A 24,906-nucleotide genomic window follows, 5' to 3' on the forward strand; every position below is an offset into this window, starting at 1 on the left:
GAAACATTAACATGTTCGTATTGTTCGCCCCAAATTTCATCTGGCTTTAATTAAATTTCTCAAACCCTCGAATATCCAGACCACACCTCAACTTTCGTGTTATCAAAAACGTAGTACCAGTCCGCATAGTTCATTACCCACTCAGTGAGATTTAAAATGTTCCTAATCGCGGCGTGTTACCCTAGGTATAGCGGTTCTAAATCAAGACAAGACAAGACAAGACAAGACAAGACAACACAGATTACGAACATTTTATAAGGCGAGAGGTGAAATTATCGCTGATTAAAATGGAGGGACTTTCAAATTTGTTTTACAAAAGCAACACAGCGTTACACAATACTAGGACATGTCTATGTGAACGTCGATTCACGTAAAAAAACACAATAATTAAAGGACAAAGTATGCTCAATCACAAACGTACTCTGATAGCAGCATTGGTAAGCGTTTCGCTTATGGGATGTGGCGAAAGTACAACACAGACAGAAACTAAACCACAACTCACTGCACAAGACGCCAAGCAGTTTTTAACACAGGCGCAAAATGATATTGCAAAAATGCAAGTTCCTGCCGCGCACGCCGAGTGGAGTTACGCCACGAATATCAATTTCGATACAGCAGCAGTCAGTGCTTACTTTAATGAAGTGCTTTCTACCAAGGTTGCAAAGTTAGCTAAAGAAGCGGCGAAATTTAACGATGTAGACGTAGATGCCGACACCCGCAGACAGCTTGATCTACTTAAAAACAGTTTAACAATGCCGCCGCCGGCAGATGCCGAAAAAGCAGAGCGGCTTGCAAAAATTGGCTCTGACTTAAGTGCCATGTATGGCTCTGGTGAGTATTGCAGCGAAGATGGTACGTGCAAAAGCTTGGTTGAAATGAGCTCTGAAATGGCCACCCTACGCGATGCTGACAAGCTACTAGAATATTGGACAGGCTGGCGTGAAGTATCTAAACCAATGGCAGGACTCTATGCAGAACAAGTATCGCTTGCCAATGAAGGCGCTGCAGAGCTAGGTTTTGAAAACGTCAGCGCCTTGTGGCGTGGAAAGTACGATATGCCTGCAGATGAATTTCCCAAAGAGTTGGATCGCTTATGGACGCAAGTAGAGCCTTTCTACGAGTCACTACATTGCCATGTGCGCGCTAAGCTAGGTGAACACTATGGCGAAGACGTAGTACCTCAAGACAAACCAATCCCAGCCCATTTATTAGGTAACATGTGGGCACAGTCGTGGGGGAATATTTACGATATCGTTAAACCTCAGCAAGAAATGAAAGTTCCTGATGTTACAGGCGCATTAGCTGAACAGGGGTATGACGAAATCGCCATGGTTAAACAAGCAGAGTCATTTTTCTCATCGCTTGGCTTTGAAGAACTTCCAGATACCTTTTGGGAACGCTCTATGTTTCAAAAGCCTGAAGGCCGTGACGTTCAGTGTCATGCCTCTGCGTGGGATTTAGATGACAAAGACGATCTTCGTATAAAGATGTGTATTCAAAAGACTGGCGAAGAATTTAACGTTATTCACCACGAATTAGGTCACAACTACTATCAACGCGCTTATAAAGACCAACCTCTTCTTTACCGTGGTTCGGCAAACGACGGCTTCCACGAGGCTATTGGCGACACCATCGCTTTATCAATAACACCTAAGTACCTTAAGCAAATCGAGTTAATTGATGAGATCCCAGACGCATCAAACGATATCGGTATGTTAATGCAAGTTGCGTTAGACAAGATTGCTTTCATTCCCTTTGGTCTGATGGTTGACCAATGGCGCTGGAAAGTGATGTCAGGTGAAGTAACACCTGAACAATACAATCAACTATGGTGGGAATTGAGAGAAAAGTATCAGGGTGTGATGGCGCCTGTTGAGCGCAGCGCCGACGCATTTGATCCGGGTGCAAAATATCACGTGCCTGCGAACGTACCTTATACACGCTATTTCCTAGCGCATATCCTTCAATTCCAGTTCCATAAAGCACTGTGTGACATTGCAGGTGATGAGGGCCCGCTTAACCGCTGTTCTATCTACGGCAGTGAAGAAGCAGGTAAAGCACTTAACGAAATGCTAGAGATGGGTATGAGCCAACCTTGGCAAAATGCGTTAGAAACACTGACAGGCTCACCGCAAATGGATGCCAGTACTATCGCTGACTACTTTGCGCCACTAAAAACGTGGTTAGATGAGCAAAATGCTACACGCCAGTGTGGCTGGTAACTATATCCGTTATGATTAGCCACTGGCTAACATAATTAATGCAGTCCAAAAAGCCTCGAATTTCGAGGCTTTTTTTGTTGAATTTAAACTTTTGTACCATTGTAAGAGCGGTAGATTAGCGTAACGTTAGTGTATAAATTTTATGTAATTTTTGATTATATTATGCGCATCCTGTTGGTACTTTCGCTTCTCATAGTTTTTGCTGCAACTTGCAGCCTACCTTCACGCGCGCAACCTATTGCCCCAGCGTTTCATTCCTACAATATGGATAGTGGTATCGCCCACGTATCCATTTCAGATATTGCGGAAGATAAGTATGGTTTTCTGTGGTTGGCATCACAGTCTGGTGTTGATAAATTTGACGGCTATACATTTCGAAACTTCGGCTTGTGGGGTGAAGACAAGTCAACAGGCCTCCAAACCCTGTTTGCCCTTCAGATAGAGGCAAGCTTAGACGGTCAATACCTGTGGGTGGGGACATACAGCGGGCTGAGCCGTATAGATGTTGATACTGAGTCGTTCAAGCACTACACGTTACCTGCGTCAGAGCCTTTCAACAAACAGGTAATTAATAGGATCAAGACCACCCACAATGGCCAGCTTTGGATAGTCTCTGAGCGAAACCTTTACACATACTCTCCAGAATCAGACAGTGTAGAACTGGTCAGCTACCTTCCCAGTACCACGAGTACGCTGACAGACATAGAACTTATCGGTAACACGCTTTATGTCACTTCCACCTCGGGCCTGTATAAACTTGATCCGTTTAAGAAGTCTCTTGAGTTAGTGGCTTTTGAAAACATGAACTTTACTCGACTGGTGGCAGCAGAGAAATCTCAATTCTGGTTAGGTACCGCTACCCACGGCGCATGTTTGTTCAATCCCGACGAGCAAAGCACTACCATCGACAAAAGCTGTACCTCTGAAACTCACGGATTATCTGATAACTACATTACAGACATCTTATTAAAGGACAACGGTGATATATGGGTTTCTACTCAGCGTGGGCTGAATATTTTAACGTCACATAACCCTAACTCTGTGCTGCGTGCACCGATTAACGAGAAAGATGCGGCCAAAGAGAGAATTTCAAGCCTTTATCAAACGAAAGCTGGGCTGGTTGTCGTTGGCACCAGAGACGATGGGTTTGCGATCAGTAACCCTCAGCTTAGCAACTTCTACTCTCAGGAAATAGGCGAAGGACGAATCATCTCCTCTATATCGAATTACAAAGATAACCAAGTATGGGTAGCGAACGAAAAGGGCCTTTGGCTTTACGACACGATAAGTAAAACTCAACAAGGCCCATTTACTTCCAATGGTGCATTTGCGAGTAGCGAAGACACTAACGATAAGCTGTTGAGCGTGTTTTATCATACGAAAAGCGATGCATTATGGGTAACCACACGCACGGGCCTCGCCAAACTGAACCCTGAGACCGGAAACCTAGAATTTGTTGCGCTGAATGGTAAGTCGGGTTACAGCATTAATATCGATGATGACGGAGACATTTGGTATGGCGGCTACAGCGATGGGCTGTATGTATATCGCCCGTCAGAAGATAGGGTAATAAAGCAATGGCCATTGTCGCTGACAACGAGAATTGTTTTGGACGACAATGAAAACGCATGGTTAAGTACGGTATCCGGTTTATTTGTTGCGAATAAACTGACTGGAGACTTAACCAGCATCAGTAAGTTTACGGACAAGATTTCAGATCAAACTGTAGTGACGTGGATTTCACAGTCGAAACGCGGTGGTTATTGGATTGGAACGCAAGCAGCTGGACTCTTCTTTATGTCTAAAGAAGGCAGTGATTTGTCAACGATTAAAGTGACACAAATTAAGCCTGAAAGTCGATTGAGCAATGTATCCATCGGGGCAATTGTTGAAGATGATGAATATGGGCTTTGGATCTCTACAATTGAAGGGATTGCGTATTTAGCACCTGACTTGTCTACCCTTTCTTATTTCGGTGCAGAAAACGGCGCACTGTCTACGGGTTACTATATTGGCTCTGTCACCGTAACTGAAAATAACACAATAATGTTTGGTGGAGCGGAAGGCGTAACACAATTTACCCCTTCACAAGTAGCAAATGTAAAGTGGTCACCTGGAGTGCACCTCACAAACGTTGAAACGGTGAGTAGGAACGAGCAAAACGGAACAACCTATCAGCAAAGACAGCGCCTAGACGAGGTAATCGAACTTAAACATAACGATATTGCGCTCACGATTGAATTTGCCGCCACTGATTATATGAATGCAAACGAACTTAGGTATGCCTATAAACTCGCTGACTTTGAGAACAGCTGGCGCTTTACTGACTATAAGACAAGAACGGCCACCTACACCAACTTGGACCCAGGACGCTACCGCTTCACTGTTAAAGCTATAAATCAAGAGAATGAATGGAGCACCAATGCAGCGCAACTTGAAATAGTTGTAGTTCCACCGTGGTGGGATAAGCCTATATGGCGTGTGGCGATTACCCTGCTAGGCATGCTGTTGATTTCGTCGATGGTGTGGCTGAGGATAGCATCGTTGAAAAAGCGCTCTGCTGAACTTGCACTAAAAGTTGAGGAAAAAACCCGAGACTTAGAAGCGGTCGTAGAAAAGTTAACGCAGCTTTCAACTCAGGACGCATTGACGGGCCTCAAAAATCGTCGCTACTTTACACAAAGAGCCAAGGCAGCATGGCAAAATTATAAACGCCATAATCATACTTTCTCCTTGCTAATTGTTGATATTGATTTCTTTAAGCGTATTAACGATGAATACGGTCATCATGTGGGTGACACAGTACTGGTCAAAATAGCTAGGATCCTAGAAGATAGTTTAAGAGAAAGTGACGTTATTGCGCGATGGGGCGGTGAAGAGTTTCTTATATTGCTGCCTTCATTAAAGGTTCAAGAAGCATTTTGGGTAGCAGAAAAGCTACGTAAAACTGTCGCTGATTACGAAATCGATGCTCCCCCCTACTCGGTATCGGCTACCATAACCTGTGGTGTAGCGGATATACGAGATTACGATAGCGTCGAGGCTTGCATTCACGCTATCGATAAAAAGCTATATGCCGGAAAAGAATCAGGCCGAAATGCGGTGATAAAATAGCCGCCAGCCGATCATCATACCTATTAGTTTCTCCCCCCATTGCATTACCGTTTAAACGGCAATGCATGCAGGCAAACGTTTTGTCATGCATTTTATCGCAGTAATTGATCGCTTTCCTTTTTACCCGCCTATGTATTGTGAATTCTTAAGTAGATTAAGATGAGCGAAATCACCCACAAGGAGGATGAAAATATGGCAAATGTATTAGTAATCGGCGCATCAGGCCAAATTGGTAAGCAAGCAACAGTGAAATTGTTGGATGCTGGTCACAAAGTCGTAGCGCCAGTAAGAAGCCCTGACAAACTGTCAGATATCCAAAATGCCAACCTCACAGTGGTTGAGCAGGATTTAGAAAAAGATTTTTCAGCACACTTTGAAGGTGTGGACGTTGCGGTATTCACAGCGGGTTCAGGCGGTAGCACCGGCGCAGATAAAACACTTATGATTGATCTTTGGGCGGCCCGCAACGCGGTTAACTATGCAAAAGCGGCGGGGACACCCAAATTTGTTATGGTTAGTTCTATTGGTGCAGACGATCCTGACGCCGTGGAGTCAGCAATAAAACCATATTTGGTTGCCAAACACATGGCCGACGAGCATTTAATTAATAGCGGCTTACATCACGTAATTCTTCGACCTGGCACTTTATTAAATGAACCGGGCACGCATTTAGTACGAACCGATATGCCAAGCAATAGGGACGATGCTGTTATACCAAGAGAAGATGTAGCGACAGCTATTGTCGAAAGCATTGCAAGAGAAAGTAATGCTGACTTGATCACCTATTTATTTAAAGGTGATACACCAATTTCCCATATTTTCTAGGTGATCGACGCCCTCTCATTTGCCAATGCGTTATCGCGTCTATCCAAGCTAGAGAGGGCTTACTTTTTGCTTCGGTCGCCGGTTTGTATACTACTGACTTAGGTGGTGCCCAGAATAGGCAGTATCACGCACTCAATATATGCCTACTTAGAGACTAGAGATAGTCACCTACGGTATCAATGACTGGCTAACCCAGTTGCTATTCCCGTCTTTTTGATGCCACTCTCGACTTTGAGGGTTACCTCTCAAATTCAGGTAATCTACGCTATCGATAGCCAGCATGATCACGCAAAAGTGAGGTGGAACTACACCAAAATCCCCTTCAACCTGTAGTGCCGAACCATCGTTTCTTGGCGTGCCTGGCTCGCCCCATAAGAACTGCTTTTTGCCCGCATCTGACAATTTATTCCAGTGCTGAGTAACTAAGTCAGCATCTTGATGTAACGTTATTATTGTTGCAGTACAAGAGAAGCGATATTGCTCCCTGGTTTTAGAAAAATACCAACACACCTGCGAGTGAGGATTCTGGCCAAGCTGGTCATATTTATCTGAGCGGGTGTCAGAAATAACCACCAGTTGGTTGTCGTCGGTGATCCCTCTAAAAACCACGGTACGGCAGTACGGTACACCACTACCGTCCACAGTAGCTAACTGAAAGTAACGACTTTCTGGCATACTGCGAGTTTGGTGAAGACTCTTTGTCAACCCTTGTCGCCACTGGGGCATAACCACCTCCGAGAGTAAAATCGCCTATACTTACCGCTACGCGGCTTTCTTCTTCGCAGCTAAAGAAAACAGCGTGTAGAAGTTTTGCGTGGTAATTTCCGCTAGTTCTTTTACCGTCACGCCTTTAAGCTCAGCAATAAATTCTGCCACTTCTACCACGTATCCTGGCTGGTTTTGTTTACCTCGATGAGGAACTGGCGCAAGCCATGGTGAGTCAGTTTCAATAAGTAGTCGCTCTAAAGGGATCGCTTTTACCACTTCACGCAATTCATCTGCTGAATTAAAGGTTACAATGCCTGAAATAGAGATATAGAAGTCCATCTCTATTGCTGCCAGCGCCATGTCTAATGACTCAGTAAAGCAATGCAAAACACCTTTAGTGTGCGCAGCTTTGTGTTGGCGGAGTAAGTTAATGGTGTCTTCCCTTGCATCCCGCGTATGAATAATTAACGGCTTTTTAGTTTCGTTAGCTACTTTGATGTGGTCGACGAAAGACGTTAGCTGGACTTCTTTACTTTCCGGACTATAAAAATAGTCCAGCCCAGTTTCGCCAATGGCTACAACTTCTTCACGCTGCGCCTTCTCTAACAGTTCTTCATAGCTACACGCTTCATCTTGATGTAGTGGGTGCACACCACAAGATACTGATACATCTTCAAACTGACTTACAGCTGCTAACATGCTGTCGTAATCACCAACAGATACGCACACACAAAGGAAGTGTTCAACACCTCGGGTTCTTGCGAAATTTAAGGTTTCAGCCAGCTCTTCTGGCCCTTGCTTAAGTCGGTCTAAGTGACAATGAGAATCTACGAACAAACTACACCTGTTTTAAAAAATTGCTGTCAGACAAAAGGGCTTCGACAAGCCAGCATTTGCCTATTAACGTTGAAATTGCTTTAGTAACCCAAAAAGTACCATTGATTTGTTAACACCTGCGTGCTGAAGCGTTCTTACCGCATCAACACACGCTTCATAGCGTTTAAAATCAACAGCCTGTTGACGTTTTATGTATTCGTCGTGGGCCATCTGTTGACACCACAATGCGATTTGAGGCGCATTGTCCTGCCACTTATTCGCAAGCGTTTGTACTTGCAAATTTGCATCGCCTGCTAAGAGCGCTTGCATACCATCGCTAAAATTGCGATAGCTAATGTCTTCTTCACCACTGAGAGCCTCTTCTACGCGAAGAGGGGCATAGCCATAAGCTGCCAGTAACGCTTCGCTTGCATCTTCTACGCCCTTAGCGTTTAAGTAGTTCAAACTGTCTGACACTGACGGGAGTGAGAGTATCTGCCGTTCACATCGACTTAATATGGTCGGCATAATTTTATTGATACTGTCAGTGATCAGCAGCAAGAAGGTATTATTTGTGGGTTCTTCTAGGGTTTTCAACAGTGCATTAGCTGCCGCTTCCGTCATGGTATCGGCACGAGGGATCAACAACACCTTATTGCCCCCCATTTGCGCAGTACCTGATAGCTTGCCAATACCCTCGCGAATTTTATCCACACCTAACTGCTTTTCACTTTCTAAAACATGAAAGTCTGGGTGGTTTCCAGCTTGCCTCAAATGGCAACTTTGACACTGTTCACATGGCCCATTTATGCTTGGCTGCTTACACAATAACGCATTGCTTAACCCTAACGCGAGTTGGTATTTTCCAATTCCCTTTGGCCCTGTCAGCAATAAACCGTGGTGTAGTTTCTTTGCCATATATCGCGACAGTAACGTCGAGAACGTTGTAGCAAACCAAGGCATTACTTGCATTAGCCTTTCCCCTGCTGGCTTTCGTTTCGAGCAATGTTACTGCTTTCGCTACTTGTGTTCGTCACATAGTCATTGATAATCGCAATCACGTCTTGATGAACCTTTTCCATAGGCTGCATTGCACTGACCACGACGATAGATTCATCTTGCTTAGCAAGAGACAAGTATTTTGCACGAGTTCGTTCGAAAAAGGCGAGCCCCGCTTGCTCAATGCGGTCAAGCTCCCCTCGCCCACGGGCGCGCTCTAGTCCAACCGCAGGCTCGACATCCAGATATAAAGTTAAATCTGGCTTAAACCCTTTAAGGGCGATATCGCTGATGGCCGACATTGTTTTTCCACTGACGCCCCGACCACCGCCTTGATAGGCTTGAGAAGACAGGTCGTGTCTGTCACCTACCACCCACGCACCAGCATCAAGTGAAGGTAAGATTTTATTAGTAAGTAATTGCACACGCGCCGCATACATAAGAAGTAGTTCAGTCTCCTCACTCACGGTCTCATCCCAGTCGTGTTTTACACATTCTCGAATGGCTTCTGCCATCGGTGTGCCTCCTGGCTCACGAGTTTGCTCAACGCGCTTTCCTGCACCTTTTAATGCTTGAACAATCAGCCCAATCACTGAGCTTTTTCCTGCCCCTTCAAGGCCTTCAACTACAATAAACTTTCCGCGCATTACTTTTTAAACTCTGTTTTTATTTAGCTATAACGTATCGGTTGTCTGCATCAATACGGCTATCGTTTTAACTGGTATTTTCGCACAGCTGCATTGTGTTCAGCTAGTGTCGTAGAAAATTGATGGCTGCCATCGCCCTTCGCCACGAAATATAATGCATCCGTTGTCAGTGGGTGCAACGCAGCGTGAATGGCGGCCTTGCCTGCCATCGCGATAGGCGTAGGTGGGAGCCCTTTAATAACATAGGTATTGTAAGGCGTTGCTGTTCGCAAGTGCTTACGGGTAATGTTGCCGTCAAACGTAGGACCGATACCATAAATCACGGTGGGATCAGTTTGAAGACGCATATTTCTGTTTAGCCTATTGACGAAAACGCCTGAAATCATGTCACGTTCCGCAGGCACAGCCGTTTCTTTTTCAATGATACTCGCCAAGATAAGAGCCTCGTAAGGTGTGGCTAACGGCAGTTCGGCATCCCGTAACTCCCATTCACTAGAGACAAAGTCAATTAGCGCGCGGTGTGCTCTTTTCAATACCTCGCTTGCGGTTGTGCCTTTGGTAAAGAAATACGTATCAGCCAAATATACGCCCTCTGTCTGCGAAACGTTTTCGCAACACCAATCTACGCCGTTATCCTGAGTGAGCTGGTTTAATTTCCCTTCGTTTAAATCAAACACCAAATCTGTGTTTTGTTTAAGCGACTCAAGCCACTGTGCAAGAGTTAGCCCTTCAACTAGACTCACTGCGAAGAGATGCTCATCGCCCTCAGTAAACAAGGTAAACACATCTACTAGTGACTGTCCTGGGCGCAGCATGTAGGTGCCAGACTTAACAGACGTACTGCCTGCAAAGAATTTGAGCCACACCTTCGCAACAAAGGGCGACACATCGGTCATGCCTATTTTACGCAAGTGTTTCACGGTACGATAAGCGTTACTGCCGCTCTCTATCGTAAATAAGGTTTCACTTTTTAATGCTAGTTCACCGGTAACCTTGCTCGACACATACATTACGCCAGAGGCTGCCCCAACAACGGCAAGCATGACAAGAGATAATAGAATAACAATTACCCGCTTCATGCTTGAACTTCCCCTTTCTTCATTGCTCTACATTCCATTTTGTTTCTTTTTACTACTGATCTGGTGAAGCTCGTAAAACGTTGACGAACCCTGTTGTAAGAAGTGCGTTTTAATTAATTTTTAAGCGCAGTCTGAAGCCGTGTCTTTAGCGCTACAATCGCATCGCTTTTTATATCAAAATCGACATAAGAGAAATCCGGCATTCGTATTTGCTGTACCGGCATAACGCCCATTAGTGCATTGGTAATTACCACTGCACTCGCTTTTCGCAAATAAGAAAGATCATATTCCCCCACGTGAAGCGAACAATTGTCGTTTAACAGCGAATCAATAAGACACTGCCTGACTACGCCATTGACACCGCTTCCTTTCAAAGACGGGGTATACCATTGTTCATTGAGGTAGAAAAATACATTGCCAGCACTCGCTTCAATAATGTTATCTTGGGTATCGCAAACAATAGCATCGTGTGCGCCAGCGTCGTCTACTTCGTGCTTAATTAAGACTTGTTCTAGCCTGTTCATATGCTTTACACCCGCAAGCAATGGTTGAATGGCTAACCGTGTTTGAGCGCAAATTACCGTTGCACCTTCATTCGCAAGACTATCGTAATGGACAGGGAAAGGGTGCTGGCTAAATCTGACTAATGCTTCACTGTCTTCGCTTCGCGCATACCCCCTTCCGGCTTGACCTCCCGACACGTGAACTTTTAGCACATATTTTAAAGAAGCGTTATCACCCGAGCCGTTCTTTATCGCCTTAACTTGTTCAGCAATTGCGGCTTCAAGCGCGCGGATATCAATATTGAGCTTGATGGCTGCCGCATCGTGCTCTAAACGTGAAATATGATAAGGCAATAATTCTACTTGATGTTCACTTACCAATAATGTGGTAAACACACCGTCGCCATAATTAAACGCCCTGTCACTTGATGAAATAGGCGTAGCGCTAGGAATAATTCTCACTGCCTACTCTTGTTCGCCGTTATTGTGGTTGTTGGAAGTATACCAACTTGCGTTGGTCAGACAACGTCTAGCTGAATTGATTTGGCTGTAGCGGTGCTCAATGAGACCTGAGTTTTATGATATTCACTGTGAGATTTAACTGTATAAACAACAAAAGGCAGCCGAAGCTGCCTTTTAAATATACGTGAATTACACTTTAACAGCGTTAGTCACGCCGTATTAGATACGCTTGAAAATCAATGAGCCGTTCGTACCGCCAAACCCGAATGAGTTACACAGTGCGTAGTCTTCATTGAATGCTTTTGCTTTGTGTGCAACAAAGTCTAAGTCACAGCCTTCACCTGGTTCGTCCAAGTTAATGGTTGGCGGCGCCATTTTGTCACGCAGTGCCAAAATAGTGAAAATTGCCTCAACTGAACCGGCGGCCCCTAGCAAATGGCCTGTCATTGACTTGGTAGAGCTAACAAGTAGCTTGTGAGCATGGTCATTGAACACGCGTTTTACTGCTGCCACTTCCGCAATGTCACCTGCAGGCGTAGACGTACCATGTGCGTTAACATAGCCGATTTCGCTTGCATCCAACTTCGCATCATTTATCGCGTTTTGCATAGACGCAGCCGCACCTTCTCCATCTTCAGGTGGAGAAGTCATGTGGTATGCGTCGCCGCTCATGCCAAAACCAACCAGTTCTGCATAAATGGTCGCACCACGCGCTTTTGCTGCTTCGTATTCTTCTAGCATTACCACGCCAGCGCCCTCACCCATGACAAAACCATCGCGGTCTTTATCCCATGGGCGGCTTGCGGCTTGTGGGTTGTCGTTGCGAGATGACAACGCACGTGCTGCGGCAAAACCAGCCATGCCTAGCGGAGTAATAGACGCTTCTGCGCCTCCGGCCAACATGGCATCAGCATCGCCATAAGCAATGGTTCTTGCGGCAATACCAATGTTATGAACGCCTGTTGTACAAGCAGTCACAACGTTTAAATTCGGTCCTTTCAACCCTTCCATGATAGACAAAAAGCCTGAAATCATGTTGGTAATGGTTGAAGGTACAAAAAATGGCGATACGCGCTTAGGACCGCTATTTGTCAGTTTTAAATGGTTTTGTTCAATTTGTTCTAAACCACCAATACCTGAACCAATAGCTACACCTACACGATGCGCATTATCTTGTGAAATAGTTAAACCAGAATCGACCAAGGCTTGCTTGCCTGCTGCTATACCCAACTGGATAAAGCGGTCCATTTTCTTGGTTTCTTTCTTTTCAATGTATTCCTGCGGATCAAAATCATTAATTTGACCTGCGAAACGGGTTGAATAGTTACTACAATCGAAATGGGTGATTTCACCGATGCCGCTTTCGCCCGCGAGCAATTTGCGCCATGTGTCTTCGCTATTAAGACCTAATGGTGAAAGCATTCCAAGACCAGTAACCACTACGCGACGTTTTGTCACAAAAAGCCCTCGCTTTGGAACTAAGGTAGGAGATACAAAAACGGCTCTGTTAGAAGAGCCGTTTTGTCGCTACTTAAGACTTAAGCGTCTTTGTTAGCGTTGATGTAATCAATTGCTGATTGAACAGTAGTAATTTTTTCTGCTTCTTCGTCAGGAATTTCAGTATCGAATTCTTCTTCCAAAGCCATTACTAGCTCGACAGTGTCAAGTGAATCAGCGCCTAAATCGTCAACGAATGAAGCTTCTGCTTTTACTTCTTCTTCTTTCACGCCAAGTTGTTCAACGATGATTTTCTTAACGCGTTCTTCAATGTTACTCATAATTCTAGGTTTCCCTTAAACGTCACTAGATAATAAAAGTGCCGCTAGTTTATTTTGCAAGGTGCATCCTTGCAAGCACCAGTTTAAACAAATTTTCTGGTCAAACCAGCGACATTCGAAATTCGTAAAATACTATTTTTACATCCAAGTTCGGGTAAATACCACCCCAAACTAAGGAAAATTCGCAATTTTTGCGAATTTACCCCATATACATACCACCATTTACATGGATAGTTTCGCCTGTAATATAGGCTGCACCATCGCTTACTAAAAAGGCAACAGTGGCTGCAATTTCATCAGGCTCGCCTAATCGGTTAGCCGGAATATCTTTGAAAATGGCTTCTTTTTGGTCATCGGTCAGCGCTTTTGTCATATCGGTATCGATAAAACCAGGCGCTACAACGTTGATGGTAATACCACGAGAAGCCACTTCACGCGCCATTGATTTAGAAAAACCAATGACCCCTGCTTTCGCTGCAGCATAGTTTGCCTGTCCGGCGTTACCTGCACTGCCCACCACTGAACCAATATTCACGATGCGACCAAAACGCTTCTTCATCATACCGCGAAGTACCGCTTTTGACAGTGTGAAAATTGAGGTTAAGTTGGTGTCGATAATGTCCTGCCACTCGTCATCTTTCATGCGCATTAGCAGATTATCACGTGTGATACCTGCATTATTGACCAAGATATCGATACCACCATGTGCTTCATTAATCGCTTTAATCGTAGTATCTACGCTTTCTTTGTCGGTGACATTTAGTGCAAAGCCTTTGCCGCCGAATTCAGAAAGATAATCGCTGATCGCTTGCGCACCGTTTTCACTGGTTGCGGTTCCGATAACCGTAGCGCCTTGCTGAGCAAGCTGCGTGGCAATCGCTTTGCCTATACCTCGGCTTGCGCCGGTAACAAGCGCAATTTTACCGTCTAATTGACTCATTGCGTTTCCTTATTGTTTTAATGCTTCAACACCATCAGGTGTATTAACTGCAAGAGATTCTAGGCTCTTGTCGATACGTTTGTTCAATCCAGTAAGTACTTTACCAGGACCTACTTCAATAACGCGCTCAACGCCCGCTGCCGCCAAATATTCAACAGTACGTGTCCATTGAACGGGGCAATATAGTTGTCTCACTAATGCGTTCTTAATTGCATCACCTTGGGTTTCAATAGTGACATCAACATTATTCACGATATTGATTGCAGGCTCATTAACGTTCAATGACGATAACGCGTCTTCTAACTTGTCTGCTGCAGGACGCATTAACTCACAGTGTGAAGGAACACTTACCGCAAGAGGAAGTGCGCGCTTTGCGCCCGCTTCTTTACACGCATTAGCAGCTTGCTCGGCGGCGTTCTTTTCCCCTGCAATAACCACTTGGCCTGGAGAGTTAAAGTTAACTGGTGCTACCACATCGCCTGTAGCAATAGCGGTTTGCTGACAAATATCAGCAATGGCAGCGTCGTCTAATCCGATAATGGCATACATGGCACCCGCACCTGCTGGTACAGCTTCTTGCATATATTTACCACGAGCTTCTACAAGCTTAATAGCGTCAGCAAAATCCATGGCGCCGCCACATACTAATGCTGAGTACTCACCAAGGCTGTGACCCGCTAGGTAATCTACATCGATGCCCTGCTCGCGAATAACACGCCAAATTGCTACGCTAGCAGCAAGCAACGCTGGTTGAGTGATATGGGTTTCGTTAAGTTTACCGTCTGTATCATTTTGGACTAAATCCCACAGATCGTAGCCGAGCGCGTCAGAGGCTTCTTTAAACGTTGCTTCGATAATAGGAGAAGTCTCAGCAAGTTCCTTTAGCATACCTACGCTTTGAGAACCTTGTCCTGGAAATACACAGGCTGTCTTTGTCATGTCGATTCCTTATTATTTTTAATTTACTAGAAGCGAGAAAACGTCGGAGTTGGAGTGCCCCCTAACAAGGCAAATATCACCAAGGAAAATATCTGCAAGGCTAATAGCGTACAAGCGCCGATGCCCAAGCAAATCCGCCCCCGAATGCTTCTAGTAATAAATGCTGTCCGCGTTGAATGCGCCCGTCTCTGATAGCCGTATCAAGCGCTGTAGGCACAGTAGCAGCAGAGGTATTACCATACTGCTCTAACGTAAGCACTACTTGATCAAGAGACATATTCAGCTTTTTAGCTGTCGCTTTAATAATTCTAAAGTTTGCTTGGTGAGGTACTAACCAGTCAAGATCAGATTTTTGCATACCATTGGCAGCAAGAGTTTGTTCTACCACTTCTGAAAGCTTAGTTACCGCAACCTTAAAGACTTCATTACCACGCATCACACCCCAGTTCTCGTGAACCGACTGCTCGTCACCACGGGTTGGATTACCCACGTACAGCAAATCGCCATGAGAGCCTGATGCGTTGATATGTGTGGAAAGAATCCCAGGTTCATCACTGGCTTCAATAATCGTCGCGCCTGCCGCATCGCCAAATAAGATAACCATGGTTCTGTCTTCAGGGTTTATCAAGCGGCTTAAACAGTCGGTACCGACTACAAGAATACGTTTCGCCATGCCAGACTTAATGTATTGATCGGCAACACTTAATGCGTAGCAATAGCCTGCACACGCAGCAGCTACGTCAAATGCAGGGATACCGTCAATATCAAGAATGCGTTGAATTTCACATGCTGTGCTTGGAAGCGCATAGCGACCACTCGTGGTAGCGCACACAATCATGTCGATAGATTTCGGGTCAATGCCAGCCATTTCAATGGCTTTCTTACTGGCTTCTGCCCCCATGGTAGCAGCGGTTTCATCTGCTCCAATAATACGTCGCTCTTTTATCCCGGTACGGTCAGTGATCCATTCGTCACTGGTGTCCACCATTTGCTCTAAATCTGCGTTTGTACGCACGTCGCTGGGATAATAGCTACCTGTTCCTATAAAGCGTGAATATTTGCTCAAAGCTGCTCCAACAATACCGTTTCTATCTTTGTCTTTATCTTTTCAGGTAAATGCATCTTTGCTTCTTTCATTGCTTGCACGATGGCGTAATAAAAGGCGTCTTTTTGTGCATTTCCGTGACTCTTGATAACAATGCCGCGCAATCCTATCAGACTCGCACCGTTATACTGGTCGGGGTTCACGCTGTTATAGATAGATTTCAGTAATGGGAAGGCAATTTTTGCCAATAATCGGGTATAAAAGTTCTTTTGTGACTGGCGTTTTACTTCGTTTATCACTAACTTAGCCAGCCCTTCGCTCGATTTAAGCGCTACATTTCCGGTAAAACCGTCTGTTACCACTACATCGGCATGATCGGTGAAAATGTCGTCGCCTTCTACATAACCAATATAGTTTATGCCTGGCGCGTCTTTAAAAAGCTGGTCGGCAGATTTTACCTGTGCGTTACCTTTAATATCTTCTTCGCCTACGTTCAATAAGGCAACCCTTGGCGATGCTATGCCCGCCACCTCTTGCGCAAGCACTGAGCCCATAACACCGTATTGGAAAAGTATTTCAGGCGTGCAGTTTACGTTAGCGCCTAAATCAAGGAGAAAAACGTTATGGAGCCCTGTTGTAGGCATCATATTAATGAGTGCGGGCCTATCAATACCTGATAAGGTTTTAAGCAAATAGAACGATAAGGTAAGCAATGCACCGGTATTACCTGCGCTTACACAAGCGTTAGCCTCGCCACTTTCGACAAGCTCAATAACGCGACGCATAGAAGAATCTTTCTTATTTCGTAGCGCTGACGTAGGCACTTCGCCCATCTCAACCACTTGTGAGCAATGCACAATAGTAACGCGGTTGCGCTCAGAATCAGTAAGGGGCTGTATACCTGCTTTGATGGTATCTTCATCACCGCATAGCGTGAAGTGCACGTCTGGATGAAGTTGAATAGCCTTTACGGCTGCGGGAAGGATAACAGGGGGACCATGATCGCCCCCCATGATATCTAACGCGATGGTTAGTTTAGACAAAATGTAGTCGCCGTATTACGCGCCGATTACTTTCTTGCCTTTGTAATAACCGTCAGCGGTCACGTGGTGACGACGGTGAGTTTCGCCCGACGTTGAATCGACAGACAAAGTCGCGCCTGTCAATGCATCGTGTGAGCGACGCATACCGCGCTTAGAACGCGTTTTACGATTTTGTTGTACTGCCATAACTTACTCCTGGTCTCGCTTAAGTTCTTTCAAAACCGCGAAAGGGTTTTGTCGCTCTTGTTCCGGTTCAATCTTTCCAAACGACATATCGTCCTGCTTCACTGTACACTCCGACTCTGCATGAAGGGGCACAATTGGCAAAGATAACAGTAGCTCGTCTTCAAAAATTTGAAGCAGATTAACTTCTCCGTGGTCGTTGACCTCTACCGGTTCGTAAGCCTCGGGAATGATGTCATCGCTTTCCTGTTCTTCTCCCTGCACTGGAGTAAAACAGAATTCCGCTTCCACGGGATAATCGAGTTCACCATTACACCTTTGACAGATAAGTGTTACCTGCGTGGCTAGATGGCCGTGAAAGACAGTAAGACCCTGCGCGTCTTTTTCGAACTGTACTTCTGCGTCCACATAGTCATTGCATCGGACAACTGCTTCACTCAATCGTTCCATATCTTTAGACGCAATCACGCCCCGGTAATCGGAACGTTTCATGGCACTTTTAGTCGGTTCAACCGAATGAGGGAGTTTCACTTTCTGCATAGGGCGCGCATGATATAGGGTCAACCCCTTCCTGTCAAAGCAAAATTGCGTTTTAACCTACAATAAAACGCTGTATGTGGTACGCAGTGATAATGTAACATTGTACTACTAACTGAAAGTACGCAACATATTGATTTTATAAAAGGAGTAATTGTGGCCTCCCTTGTTCTCGCCTCATCATCGCAATACCGAAAAATGTTGCTCGCCAACATTGGTATTCAGGTGGACACCCACGCACCAGATATTGACGAAACGCCCTTTGCGAACGAAAGCCCTACTGCATTGAGTTTACGTTTAGCCGAACAAAAGGCGCACAAGGTTGCCGCTGAATTAGAAAAGGTAAATAACGACACCATTATTATAGGTAGTGATCAAGTAGCTTTGGTCCAAACCGATGCGGGCCCGCAGCTACTTGGCAAGCCTGGCACGTTTGAAAATGCAGTAAACCAGCTAATGGCATGCCAAGGTAAGCAAGTGTCATTTTATACTGCACTTTGCCTTCACCAACCTAGCGCTAATAAAACGATAACAAAGGTAGATGAAACACGCGTTTTCTTTCGCCATAACAGTGAAGCTGCCATTCGCGCCTATGTAGATAAAGAGCAACCACTTGACTGCGCTGGCAGTTTTAAAAGCGAAGGTTTGGGTGTATTACTGTTCGATAAAATAGAAAGCCGCGACCCTAACAGTTTAATCGGTCTTCCGATAATGCTGCTAAATGAATTACTGGGCGCACACTTCGATGTCGATTTATTAGCAATGGCTGCACAGTAAGCCACTAATTCTGTCAGAGCAGTTGTATCAAAGCAGTGCTACAAACCAGCGCTATTTGAATAGCGCTGTTTCTAGTTCACTTATAGAGTGTACAAGTGCTACAGGTAACAACGCTTCTAAATGAACCTGCGCGTGAACGCCATATGACACACCTATTCTATCCATACCAATCGTTTTCGCCATTTGCATGTCGTAGGTTGTGTCACCAATCATCACGGCGTCTTCTATTTTTACACTAAGTTCATCAAGTAACTGTAGGAGCATGTCGGGCGAAGGCTTTGATTCTGCCTCATCGGCGGTACGTGACGCACTAAAGAAAGGTCCCGTCCCTGTTTGTGCCCACGCTCGATCAAGACCGCGGCGCGCTTTACCTGTCGCAACGGCCAATGTGCATCCCGCTTCTTTCAAATTGCTAAGTAACTGTTCAACGCCATCAAACAAAGGGCACGGCGTTGTATCGCGAGTGACAAATGCCTCTTTATAGGCGGCGACTAAACGCTCGGCTAACTCATCGTCTTTGATATTAAAAAGCTGTTTAATGGCAGGCTTTAAACTTATACCAATAATGTGACCTACTTCATCGTAGGTAGGAACAGGCATATCACACTGCTTAGCAGCAAGCTGCATGCAGCTAACAATTTTTGCCGCCGAATCCATGAGCGTGCCATCCCAATCGAAGATAACAAGTTTGTACTTAGGCAGTGTTTTATCTAACGAAATGAAAGGCTGTGTTTCCACAGCCTGTTTTTTTGAATGCATAACTTACAGCGCTTTAAGTGTATTTGAGAGTGTGTCGTCTAATGGCGCGGTAAATGTTACGCGCTCTTCAGTCGCTGGGTGCAGCAGTGAAATACTGCGAGCGTGAAGGAACAGTCTGTTCAGCCCTTTTTGGCGCATTGCCGCGTCGAAATCCGCATCGCCGTATTTTGGGTCACAAGCAATAGGATGACCCGCATGCAAACAGTGAACGCGAATTTGGTGGGTTCTACCTGTAATAGGCGACGCTTCAACCAAGGTTGCACCTGCGTATTCCTCTAATATGCGGTAGCGAGTTTCTGACGGTTTACCATCGTCGCTTACACTTACCATGCGTTCACCCGATTGCAGCACATTTTTACGAAGCGGCGCTTTGACTTTAAATCGGGTTTTAGGCCACTCACCTGCAACTAGCGCATTATATCGCTTGTCCATTTTACCGGTGCGAAGCTGCTCATGCATGTGGCGAAGGGCAGAACGCTTCTTGGCTATCAAAATACAGCCCGACGTATCACGGTCTAGTCGATGTACCAATTCCATAAATTTGGCATCGGGACGCAAGGCTCTTAAGCCTTCGATTAGACCAAAGCTTAAGCCGCTTCCCCCGTGAACTGCCATTCCCGATGGCTTATTGATAACAAGTATACGGTCGTCCTCGAAAAGGATATGCGATTCTAATGATGCAATTTTATCGAGCTTTGGCGATGGCGCAGGCGCACCTTCCGACACGCGAACCGGTGGAATTCTGATTAAATCGTCGGCTTGTAACTTATATTCAGGCTTAACACGACCTTTATTCACCCGCACTTCACCTTTGCGTAAAATGCGATAAATCATGCTTTTCGGCACACCTTTTAGCTGGGTGCGCAAAAAATTATCGATACGTTGACCAGCCAAGTCGGCTTCAACCGTTACAAAACGTACTTTCTGGGGAGCTTCTTCTTTCATAGGGGCATTATACCCTATTGCAAAGTGCCCAACATACTGAAAGTTACGTTTTACTAAATAATTATTATATCAGCGCTTAGCTAGGACTTAGAAAACCCCACCTTTACGCATACTTTTTATCCAAAGCGCATGTTTTCTGTATTTAACATCTCAATTTATGGGATTTATTCATTCGCTTTCCTTGCTAAAATTTGACTTTTAGTGCGATAATTATCGATGTTTTTAACACGATTAAATTCACGTAAAAAGAAAGGTGTGGAACAGGCATCTCGTTGCCGCACTTTAACAATGTGAAACACAGCGTTATAAAAACAACAACAAGACCGAAAATCAGCACGCATTAGAGTGTGTTGTTTTAACTTGTAAACGATAAAAGCATGGTTTGAGCGTCGGTGACATCAGCAATGATAAGTGTTCGATGAAATAACACATTCATACCGACCCCGCGAGAGAGGCAACGACTACACTGCCGTAAAAAGCGAGGCCATGCTTGCGAACATAAAATAAGTTTGCCGTTTAGCTAACAGAATTAAATGACAATTGAGTGGCGAAAATGATGCCGCTTGAAAAAATGAAATGAGTAATAAGGGCTAGTCGCTCCCGACATCCTTAAAGCAGTGTGAACATGAATGCATCTGTACGATTATACGTGTCAATTCACGGTCGTATGGGTTTGCGCTTAAGATAAAGGCGCTTGTTTATTCGCGTGAGTGTTTACCCACCAGGGATAATGCGACGTTACAACAAGGTCCCCGTCCAGCCGTGAGGTTGCGCGGTGAGGGTTTGCACATGTCACTTTAATTTTGTGTCTTAACGGCTGTACGAAAACAGAGTTAGATACAATGAAAAGAATGTTAATTAATGCAACTCAGCAAGAAGAGTTGCGCGTTGCTCTTGTCGATGGGCAACGGTTATATGATTTAGATATAGAAAGTCCAGGACACGAGCAGAAAAAAGCGAATATCTACAAAGGTAAAATTACCCGCGTTGAACCCAGCTTAGAAGCTGCTTTTGTTGACTACGGTGCAGAGCGCCATGGTTTCCTACCCCTCAAAGAAATTGCCCGCACTTACTTCCCTAAAGGTTACAAATTCGAAGGCCGCCCTAACATCAAAGATGTGATTAAAGAAGGCCAAGAAGTCATTGTTCAAATTGATAAAGAAGAACGCGGCCAGAAAGGCGCTGCATTAACTACATTCTTATCGCTTGCAGGCAGTTACCTAGTACTTATGCCAAACAATCCTCGCGCTGGCGGTATTTCACGCCGAATAGAGGGCGATGAGCGTACAGAGCTTAAAGAGTCACTAAGCAAATTGGACCTTCCTGAAGGTATGGGTTTGATTGTCCGCACTGCGGGCGTTGGCAAATCTTACGAAGAGCTAGAATGGGATTTAAAAGTCTTGCTTACCCATTGGGAAGCTATCTCTAGCGTTGCTGAAGAACGTGAAGCGCCTTTCTTAATTCACCAGGAAAGTAACGTAATTGTTCGAGCTATCCGCGACTACCTACGTCGCGATATTGGCGAAATCCTTATCGATAAAACCAGTATTTATGAGCAAGCTTTACAGCACATTCAATTAGTGCGCCCTGACTTTGCAAATCGCGTAAAGCTCTATCGTGGTGAAGTGCCGTTATTTAGCCACTACCAAATCGAAAGCCAAATTGAGTCTGCATTCCAACGCGAAGTGCGTTTGCCTTCTGGCGGCTCAATTGTTATCGACCCAACAGAAGCACTAACCTCTATAGATATTAACTCTGCCCGTGCAACAAAAGGTGGTGATATTGAAGAGACAGCGCTTAACACAAACCTAGAAGCGGCAGACGAGATTGCCCGTCAACTGCGTCTTCGTGACCTAGGTGGATTGGTTGTAATCGACTTCATTGATATGACGCCAGTACGTCACCAACGTGAAGTTGAAAACCGCATGAAAGACGCGGTGAGAAGCGACAGAGCACGAGTACAATTGGGTCGTATTTCTCGCTTTGGCCTTTTGGAAATGTCTCGCCAGCGTTTACGCCCTTCTTTAGGCGAATCAGCGCATCACGTTTGTCCTCGCTGTTCTGGTCACGGTACCATTCGTGGCACTGAGTCTTTGGCACTGTCTATTCTTCGTATTTTGGAAGAAGAGAGCATTAAAGAAAACACGGGGCAAATTGAAGCGCAGTTACCCGTTCCAGTAGCGACGTATTTACTTAACGAAAAGCGTAAGTCTATTCAGCTTCTAGAAAAGCGCCACGGTGTTGACTTGCTACTTATTCCTAATGCGAACCTAGATACACCGCATTACCAGGTATTACGCAGACGTCCAGATGATGTTATATCTGAAGCGAGTTACGACGTAGAGTTAATGCCTGCGGTAGAAGCTGAGACGGAAACAACGACTTCAGCACCAGTTAAGCGCGAAGAGCCAGCACTGAAGGGCCTTGTTGCACCAACGGCTGCACCTGTAGTTGCGCCAAAAGAAGAAACAGCAAAGAAAGCCGACGATGTGCCTTCACTGTTTGCCCGATTTGGCAAGTGGATTAGTGATTTATTCGGTAGCGAAAGCGAAGAAGAAACCAATAAAGACAAGAAGCCACAGTCTGGCAATAAAAATAGAAACAACCGCAGCCGCAATAATGACGACCGTCGCCGCAAGCCGCGCAATAAGAACAATCGTCGTGGCAATCAGTCTCAAGGTAAAGACCAGAACCGCGATGGTGAGCAGCAGGATAATCGCAAACCGCGCGGCGAACAACAACGAGACCAGAGACAAGACCAGCGTCAAGATCAAGATGATAAGCGCAATAACAAAGGTCGTAAGCCTCGTAAGGCACAGCAACCACGCGATGAGCAACAAAAGCCTAAGCACGAAAAGCAAGATGGCGAGCAGCAAGAAAACCAAGCGCAGAAGAAGCGTGAAGTTGCTGAACGTAGAAAACGCCGTGATAAACGCCGCAGCGTTCGAGTGAAGAAAGATGACAACGCGGTGAATACTGCTGAACAGAGCGAAGCGCAGACCACACCAGTAGCCAAAGAAGCGCCAGTGCAGCACAAAGCTAAAGCTGACACCAAGCCTAAAGCGTCGAAAGCAGAGTCACCGGTTGAAAACACTGCTGAACAGAAGAAGGATGAGCAAAAGCCAGCAGTCAAAGCCGCGCAAAAACCAGCGGATAAACCTGCTGAAGCGAAGCCAGTATCGGATGCTGTTAAGGGTGAAGATGACTCATCAGCGGTAACTAATGATGCCGTTGACGGCACTGATGCGAATACCGACGCTAACAGTGAAGAGCATGGTCAAAAACGTGAAGGCCGTGGCCGTTCACGCCGCTCTCCACGTCACGTTCGTGCGGCTGGTCAACGTCGTAAGAAAGAGTCGCAGCAAGTTGACGATTCAGACACGCAAGCTAAACAGCCTGGTGAGTTGTCACCGCAGCAGCCAGAAGCAGAAGTTGAAGCGACAGCTAAAACAGATGCACCTGTTATCGAAGAAACACAAGCAAAAGAGCCTGGGCAACTAGCGCCAGCTGAAGATCAACCTGTTGCTAAGCAAGAGAAAGCAAAGCTTGACGTTGAAGCCGTTCAGGACGAACTTCAGTTTGATGCAGAGCCTTTAGCGGGTAAAGAGCCTTCAGCGGGAAATAAACCTTCAGCGGATGCAGAGCCGTCAGCGGATGCAGAGCCGTCAGCGAACGATAAACCTTCGGAAGCTGTAGACTCAACTGATGAAGTAACGTCAGCAGACGATAACACGATAACTGAAGCTAAACCGGCCAAGGAAGCTCAAACTTCAGTGCAAGAAAGCAACGTTGAAGAAACGGCTCCGGCAGCACAAGCGGAACCGGCAGTTGAAGCTAAAACAACGCAAGCTGATACGGCGCCAGAAGCTAAAGATGAAGCAGCATCGCCTGAGCAAGTTGAAATAAACTTGGCTGACGCGCCTGTAGTTGCAGAACCAGAAGCACAGGTACAAGAGGCGAAAGCAGATACGCCAGCGGCTAAAGAAGAAGCTGAAACAACAGCAGCGCCTTCTTCGAGCCTAGCAGCGAGTGGCAAAGGAAAGCGTGGTGCATCGCACCCTATGGCATTGCCTGCAGCAGTAAACGACGCATTTGTTGATGTAGCGCTTACCGCTAAAGCTGACGACACACGACCTGCACTCGCAGTATCGGGTAAAACTGCAGCGATGTCGCACGTAACGTCACGTGCATCAGCAGTAACAACGCTTCCTCAGTCGGTAGATGACGTTGCCGAAGTAGCAGCAGTGGCTGAATAATTTTCAGTCGCTAGTGCGCTACTAGCTAATTGATGTAAAAGCCGCTTTCGAGCGGCTTTTTTGTTTGTTAGTGTACGTTTAACATCGAGTCCGAGTTGAGAATAATACCAGTCCGCATAGATCATTACCCACTCAGCGAGAGTTAAAATGTTCGTAATCGCGGCGTGTTACCGCAGGTATAGTGGTTCTACATCAAGGTGACACAACAAAGAGTTCGGACATTTTAAACTCGCCCTTCGGGAAGGTCTGGCAAGCTTCCTAGCTTCATTCTGGGAATTTGAAAGGGAACAACCATTCCTGCATTCCCACGCTTTGCTAGGAAACTTGCC

21 protein-coding genes are annotated in these 24,906 nt (G+C 45.6%); 5 read left to right on the plus strand and 16 right to left on the minus strand.

Annotation, left to right across the window (positions count from 1 at the left end):
• The first annotated feature begins 401 nt into the window (after positions 1 to 401).
• The 3 genes from F0261_RS09105 (at position 402) to F0261_RS09115 (ending at position 6,161) form a co-directional block, all read left to right on the plus strand.
• Positions 402 to 2,222 carry a M2 family metallopeptidase gene (locus F0261_RS09105; protein ID WP_014976329.1) on the plus strand — a complete coding sequence of 607 codons (1,821 nt, stop codon included), beginning with the start codon at positions 402 to 404 and terminating at the stop codon, positions 2,220 to 2,222.
• A gap of 264 nt (positions 2,223 to 2,486) precedes the next feature.
• Positions 2,487 to 5,336, plus strand: a complete 2,850-nt coding sequence (locus tag F0261_RS09110) for a ligand-binding sensor domain-containing diguanylate cyclase (RefSeq protein WP_232306477.1) — start codon at positions 2,487 to 2,489, stop codon at positions 5,334 to 5,336.
• Between the two features lie 192 nt (positions 5,337 to 5,528).
• Complete coding sequence (locus F0261_RS09115; protein WP_014979122.1) at positions 5,529 to 6,161, plus strand: SDR family oxidoreductase; 633 nt, start codon at positions 5,529 to 5,531, stop codon at positions 6,159 to 6,161.
• Between the two features lie 168 nt (positions 6,162 to 6,329).
• Here F0261_RS09115 and F0261_RS09120 read toward each other — a convergent pair whose 3' ends face one another.
• The 14 genes from F0261_RS09120 to yceD form a co-directional block, all read right to left on the minus strand.
• A complete protein-coding gene (locus F0261_RS09120) occupies positions 6,330 to 6,887 on the minus strand; it encodes a pyridoxamine 5'-phosphate oxidase family protein (RefSeq protein WP_041449837.1) in 558 nt (185 codons plus the stop codon).
• A 36-nt stretch (positions 6,888 to 6,923) separates the two neighbouring features.
• Entirely contained in the window at positions 6,924 to 7,706 is a 783-nt protein-coding gene (locus F0261_RS09125; RefSeq protein WP_014979120.1) for a TatD family hydrolase, read from the minus strand.
• Between the two features lie 63 nt (positions 7,707 to 7,769).
• The gene (holB, locus tag F0261_RS09130; RefSeq protein WP_014979119.1) at positions 7,770 to 8,657 is read right to left on the minus strand and encodes a DNA polymerase III subunit delta'; all 888 of its coding nucleotides are present in this window, start codon (positions 8,655 to 8,657) and stop codon (positions 7,770 to 7,772) included.
• Positions 8,657 to 9,331, minus strand: a complete 675-nt coding sequence (tmk, locus tag F0261_RS09135; protein ID WP_014979118.1) for a dTMP kinase — start codon at positions 9,329 to 9,331, stop codon at positions 8,657 to 8,659. Before tmk ends, holB begins: the two co-directional genes overlap by 1 nt.
• Before the next feature lie 59 nt (positions 9,332 to 9,390).
• The gene (gene mltG / locus F0261_RS09140) at positions 9,391 to 10,410 is read right to left on the minus strand and encodes an endolytic transglycosylase MltG (protein ID WP_014979117.1); all 1,020 of its coding nucleotides are present in this window, start codon (positions 10,408 to 10,410) and stop codon (positions 9,391 to 9,393) included.
• Between the two features lie 113 nt (positions 10,411 to 10,523).
• Entirely contained in the window at positions 10,524 to 11,375 is an 852-nt protein-coding gene (gene pabC / locus F0261_RS09145) for an aminodeoxychorismate lyase (RefSeq protein WP_014979116.1), read from the minus strand.
• A 219-nt stretch (positions 11,376 to 11,594) separates the two neighbouring features.
• The gene (fabF, locus tag F0261_RS09150; RefSeq protein ID WP_014949215.1) at positions 11,595 to 12,833 is read right to left on the minus strand and encodes a beta-ketoacyl-ACP synthase II; all 1,239 of its coding nucleotides are present in this window, start codon (positions 12,831 to 12,833) and stop codon (positions 11,595 to 11,597) included.
• Between the two features lie 80 nt (positions 12,834 to 12,913).
• On the minus strand, positions 12,914 to 13,153 hold the full coding sequence (acpP, locus tag F0261_RS09155) for an acyl carrier protein (protein WP_012518211.1): 240 nt from the start codon (positions 13,151 to 13,153) through the stop codon (positions 12,914 to 12,916).
• A 199-nt stretch (positions 13,154 to 13,352) separates the two neighbouring features.
• The gene (fabG, locus tag F0261_RS09160) at positions 13,353 to 14,093 is read right to left on the minus strand and encodes a 3-oxoacyl-ACP reductase FabG (protein ID WP_014976326.1); all 741 of its coding nucleotides are present in this window, start codon (positions 14,091 to 14,093) and stop codon (positions 13,353 to 13,355) included.
• A gap of 9 nt (positions 14,094 to 14,102) precedes the next feature.
• Positions 14,103 to 15,032 (minus strand): ACP S-malonyltransferase, encoded by a 930-nt coding sequence (fabD, locus tag F0261_RS09165; protein WP_014949213.1) that lies wholly within the window; start codon positions 15,030 to 15,032, stop codon positions 14,103 to 14,105.
• Positions 15,033 to 15,132: 100 nt separating this feature from the next.
• Entirely contained in the window at positions 15,133 to 16,098 is a 966-nt protein-coding gene (locus tag F0261_RS09170) for a beta-ketoacyl-ACP synthase III (protein ID WP_014949212.1), read from the minus strand.
• Positions 16,095 to 17,120 (minus strand): phosphate acyltransferase PlsX, encoded by a 1,026-nt coding sequence (gene plsX / locus F0261_RS09175; RefSeq protein ID WP_014979115.1) that lies wholly within the window; start codon positions 17,118 to 17,120, stop codon positions 16,095 to 16,097. Before plsX ends, F0261_RS09170 begins: the two co-directional genes overlap by 4 nt.
• A gap of 15 nt (positions 17,121 to 17,135) precedes the next feature.
• Complete coding sequence (gene rpmF, locus F0261_RS09180) at positions 17,136 to 17,306, minus strand: 50S ribosomal protein L32 (RefSeq protein WP_012518206.1); 171 nt, start codon at positions 17,304 to 17,306, stop codon at positions 17,136 to 17,138.
• 3 nt (positions 17,307 to 17,309) lie between these two features.
• Entirely contained in the window at positions 17,310 to 17,843 is a 534-nt protein-coding gene (gene yceD / locus F0261_RS09185; protein WP_014976324.1) for a 23S rRNA accumulation protein YceD, read from the minus strand.
• A 153-nt stretch (positions 17,844 to 17,996) separates the two neighbouring features.
• Here yceD and F0261_RS09190 point away from each other — a divergent pair, with 153 nt between their 5' ends.
• The gene (locus tag F0261_RS09190; RefSeq protein WP_171337784.1) at positions 17,997 to 18,617 is read left to right on the plus strand and encodes a Maf family nucleotide pyrophosphatase; all 621 of its coding nucleotides are present in this window, start codon (positions 17,997 to 17,999) and stop codon (positions 18,615 to 18,617) included.
• A gap of 51 nt (positions 18,618 to 18,668) precedes the next feature.
• Here F0261_RS09190 and F0261_RS09195 read toward each other — a convergent pair whose 3' ends face one another.
• Together F0261_RS09195 and rluC are read right to left on the minus strand one after the other, a co-directional pair.
• Positions 18,669 to 19,376 carry an HAD family hydrolase gene (locus F0261_RS09195; protein WP_014979113.1) on the minus strand — a complete coding sequence of 236 codons (708 nt, stop codon included), beginning with the start codon at positions 19,374 to 19,376 and terminating at the stop codon, positions 18,669 to 18,671.
• Positions 19,377 to 19,379: 3 nt separating this feature from the next.
• Entirely contained in the window at positions 19,380 to 20,321 is a 942-nt protein-coding gene (rluC, locus tag F0261_RS09200; protein ID WP_014979112.1) for a 23S rRNA pseudouridine(955/2504/2580) synthase RluC, read from the minus strand.
• An 842-nt stretch (positions 20,322 to 21,163) separates the two neighbouring features.
• On the opposite strand from rluC, the gene rne reads away from it, so the two are divergent.
• Complete coding sequence (gene rne, locus F0261_RS09205) at positions 21,164 to 24,577, plus strand: ribonuclease E (RefSeq protein ID WP_171337785.1); 3,414 nt, start codon at positions 21,164 to 21,166, stop codon at positions 24,575 to 24,577.
• Positions 24,578 to 24,906: the final 329 nt, after the last annotated feature.

The sequence above is a fragment of the Alteromonas sp. 07-89-2 genome (genome assembly GCF_013113925.1).
Classification (GTDB): Bacteria; Pseudomonadota; Gammaproteobacteria; order Enterobacterales; family Alteromonadaceae; genus Alteromonas; species Alteromonas macleodii.

Excerpts from the sequence above, each read along its gene's own strand:
- fabG (WP_014976326.1), bottom strand. The coding sequence starts at position 14,093 with ATGAGTCAATTAGACGGTAAAATTGCGCTTGTTACCGGCGCAAGCCGA.
- rne (WP_171337785.1), top strand. The coding sequence starts at position 21,164 with ATGAAAAGAATGTTAATTAATGCAACTCAGCAAGAAGAGTTGCGCGTT.
- fabD (WP_014949213.1), bottom strand. The coding sequence starts at position 15,032 with ATGACAAAGACAGCCTGTGTATTTCCAGGACAAGGTTCTCAAAGCGTA.
- rluC (WP_014979112.1), bottom strand. The coding sequence starts at position 20,321 with ATGAAAGAAGAAGCTCCCCAGAAAGTACGTTTTGTAACGGTTGAAGCC.
- F0261_RS09105 (WP_014976329.1), top strand. The coding sequence starts at position 402 with ATGCTCAATCACAAACGTACTCTGATAGCAGCATTGGTAAGCGTTTCG.
- yceD (WP_014976324.1), bottom strand. The coding sequence starts at position 17,843 with ATGCAGAAAGTGAAACTCCCTCATTCGGTTGAACCGACTAAAAGTGCC.
- holB (WP_014979119.1), bottom strand. The coding sequence starts at position 8,657 with ATGCAAGTAATGCCTTGGTTTGCTACAACGTTCTCGACGTTACTGTCG.
- mltG (WP_014979117.1), bottom strand. The coding sequence starts at position 10,410 with ATGAAGCGGGTAATTGTTATTCTATTATCTCTTGTCATGCTTGCCGTT.
- acpP (WP_012518211.1), bottom strand. The coding sequence starts at position 13,153 with ATGAGTAACATTGAAGAACGCGTTAAGAAAATCATCGTTGAACAACTT.
- F0261_RS09110 (WP_232306477.1), top strand. The coding sequence starts at position 2,487 with ATGGATAGTGGTATCGCCCACGTATCCATTTCAGATATTGCGGAAGAT.
- F0261_RS09120 (WP_041449837.1), bottom strand. The coding sequence starts at position 6,887 with ATGCCCCAGTGGCGACAAGGGTTGACAAAGAGTCTTCACCAAACTCGC.
- tmk (WP_014979118.1), bottom strand. The coding sequence starts at position 9,331 with ATGCGCGGAAAGTTTATTGTAGTTGAAGGCCTTGAAGGGGCAGGAAAA.
- rpmF (WP_012518206.1), bottom strand. The coding sequence starts at position 17,306 with ATGGCAGTACAACAAAATCGTAAAACGCGTTCTAAGCGCGGTATGCGT.
- F0261_RS09195 (WP_014979113.1), bottom strand. The coding sequence starts at position 19,376 with ATGCATTCAAAAAAACAGGCTGTGGAAACACAGCCTTTCATTTCGTTA.
- F0261_RS09115 (WP_014979122.1), top strand. The coding sequence starts at position 5,529 with ATGGCAAATGTATTAGTAATCGGCGCATCAGGCCAAATTGGTAAGCAA.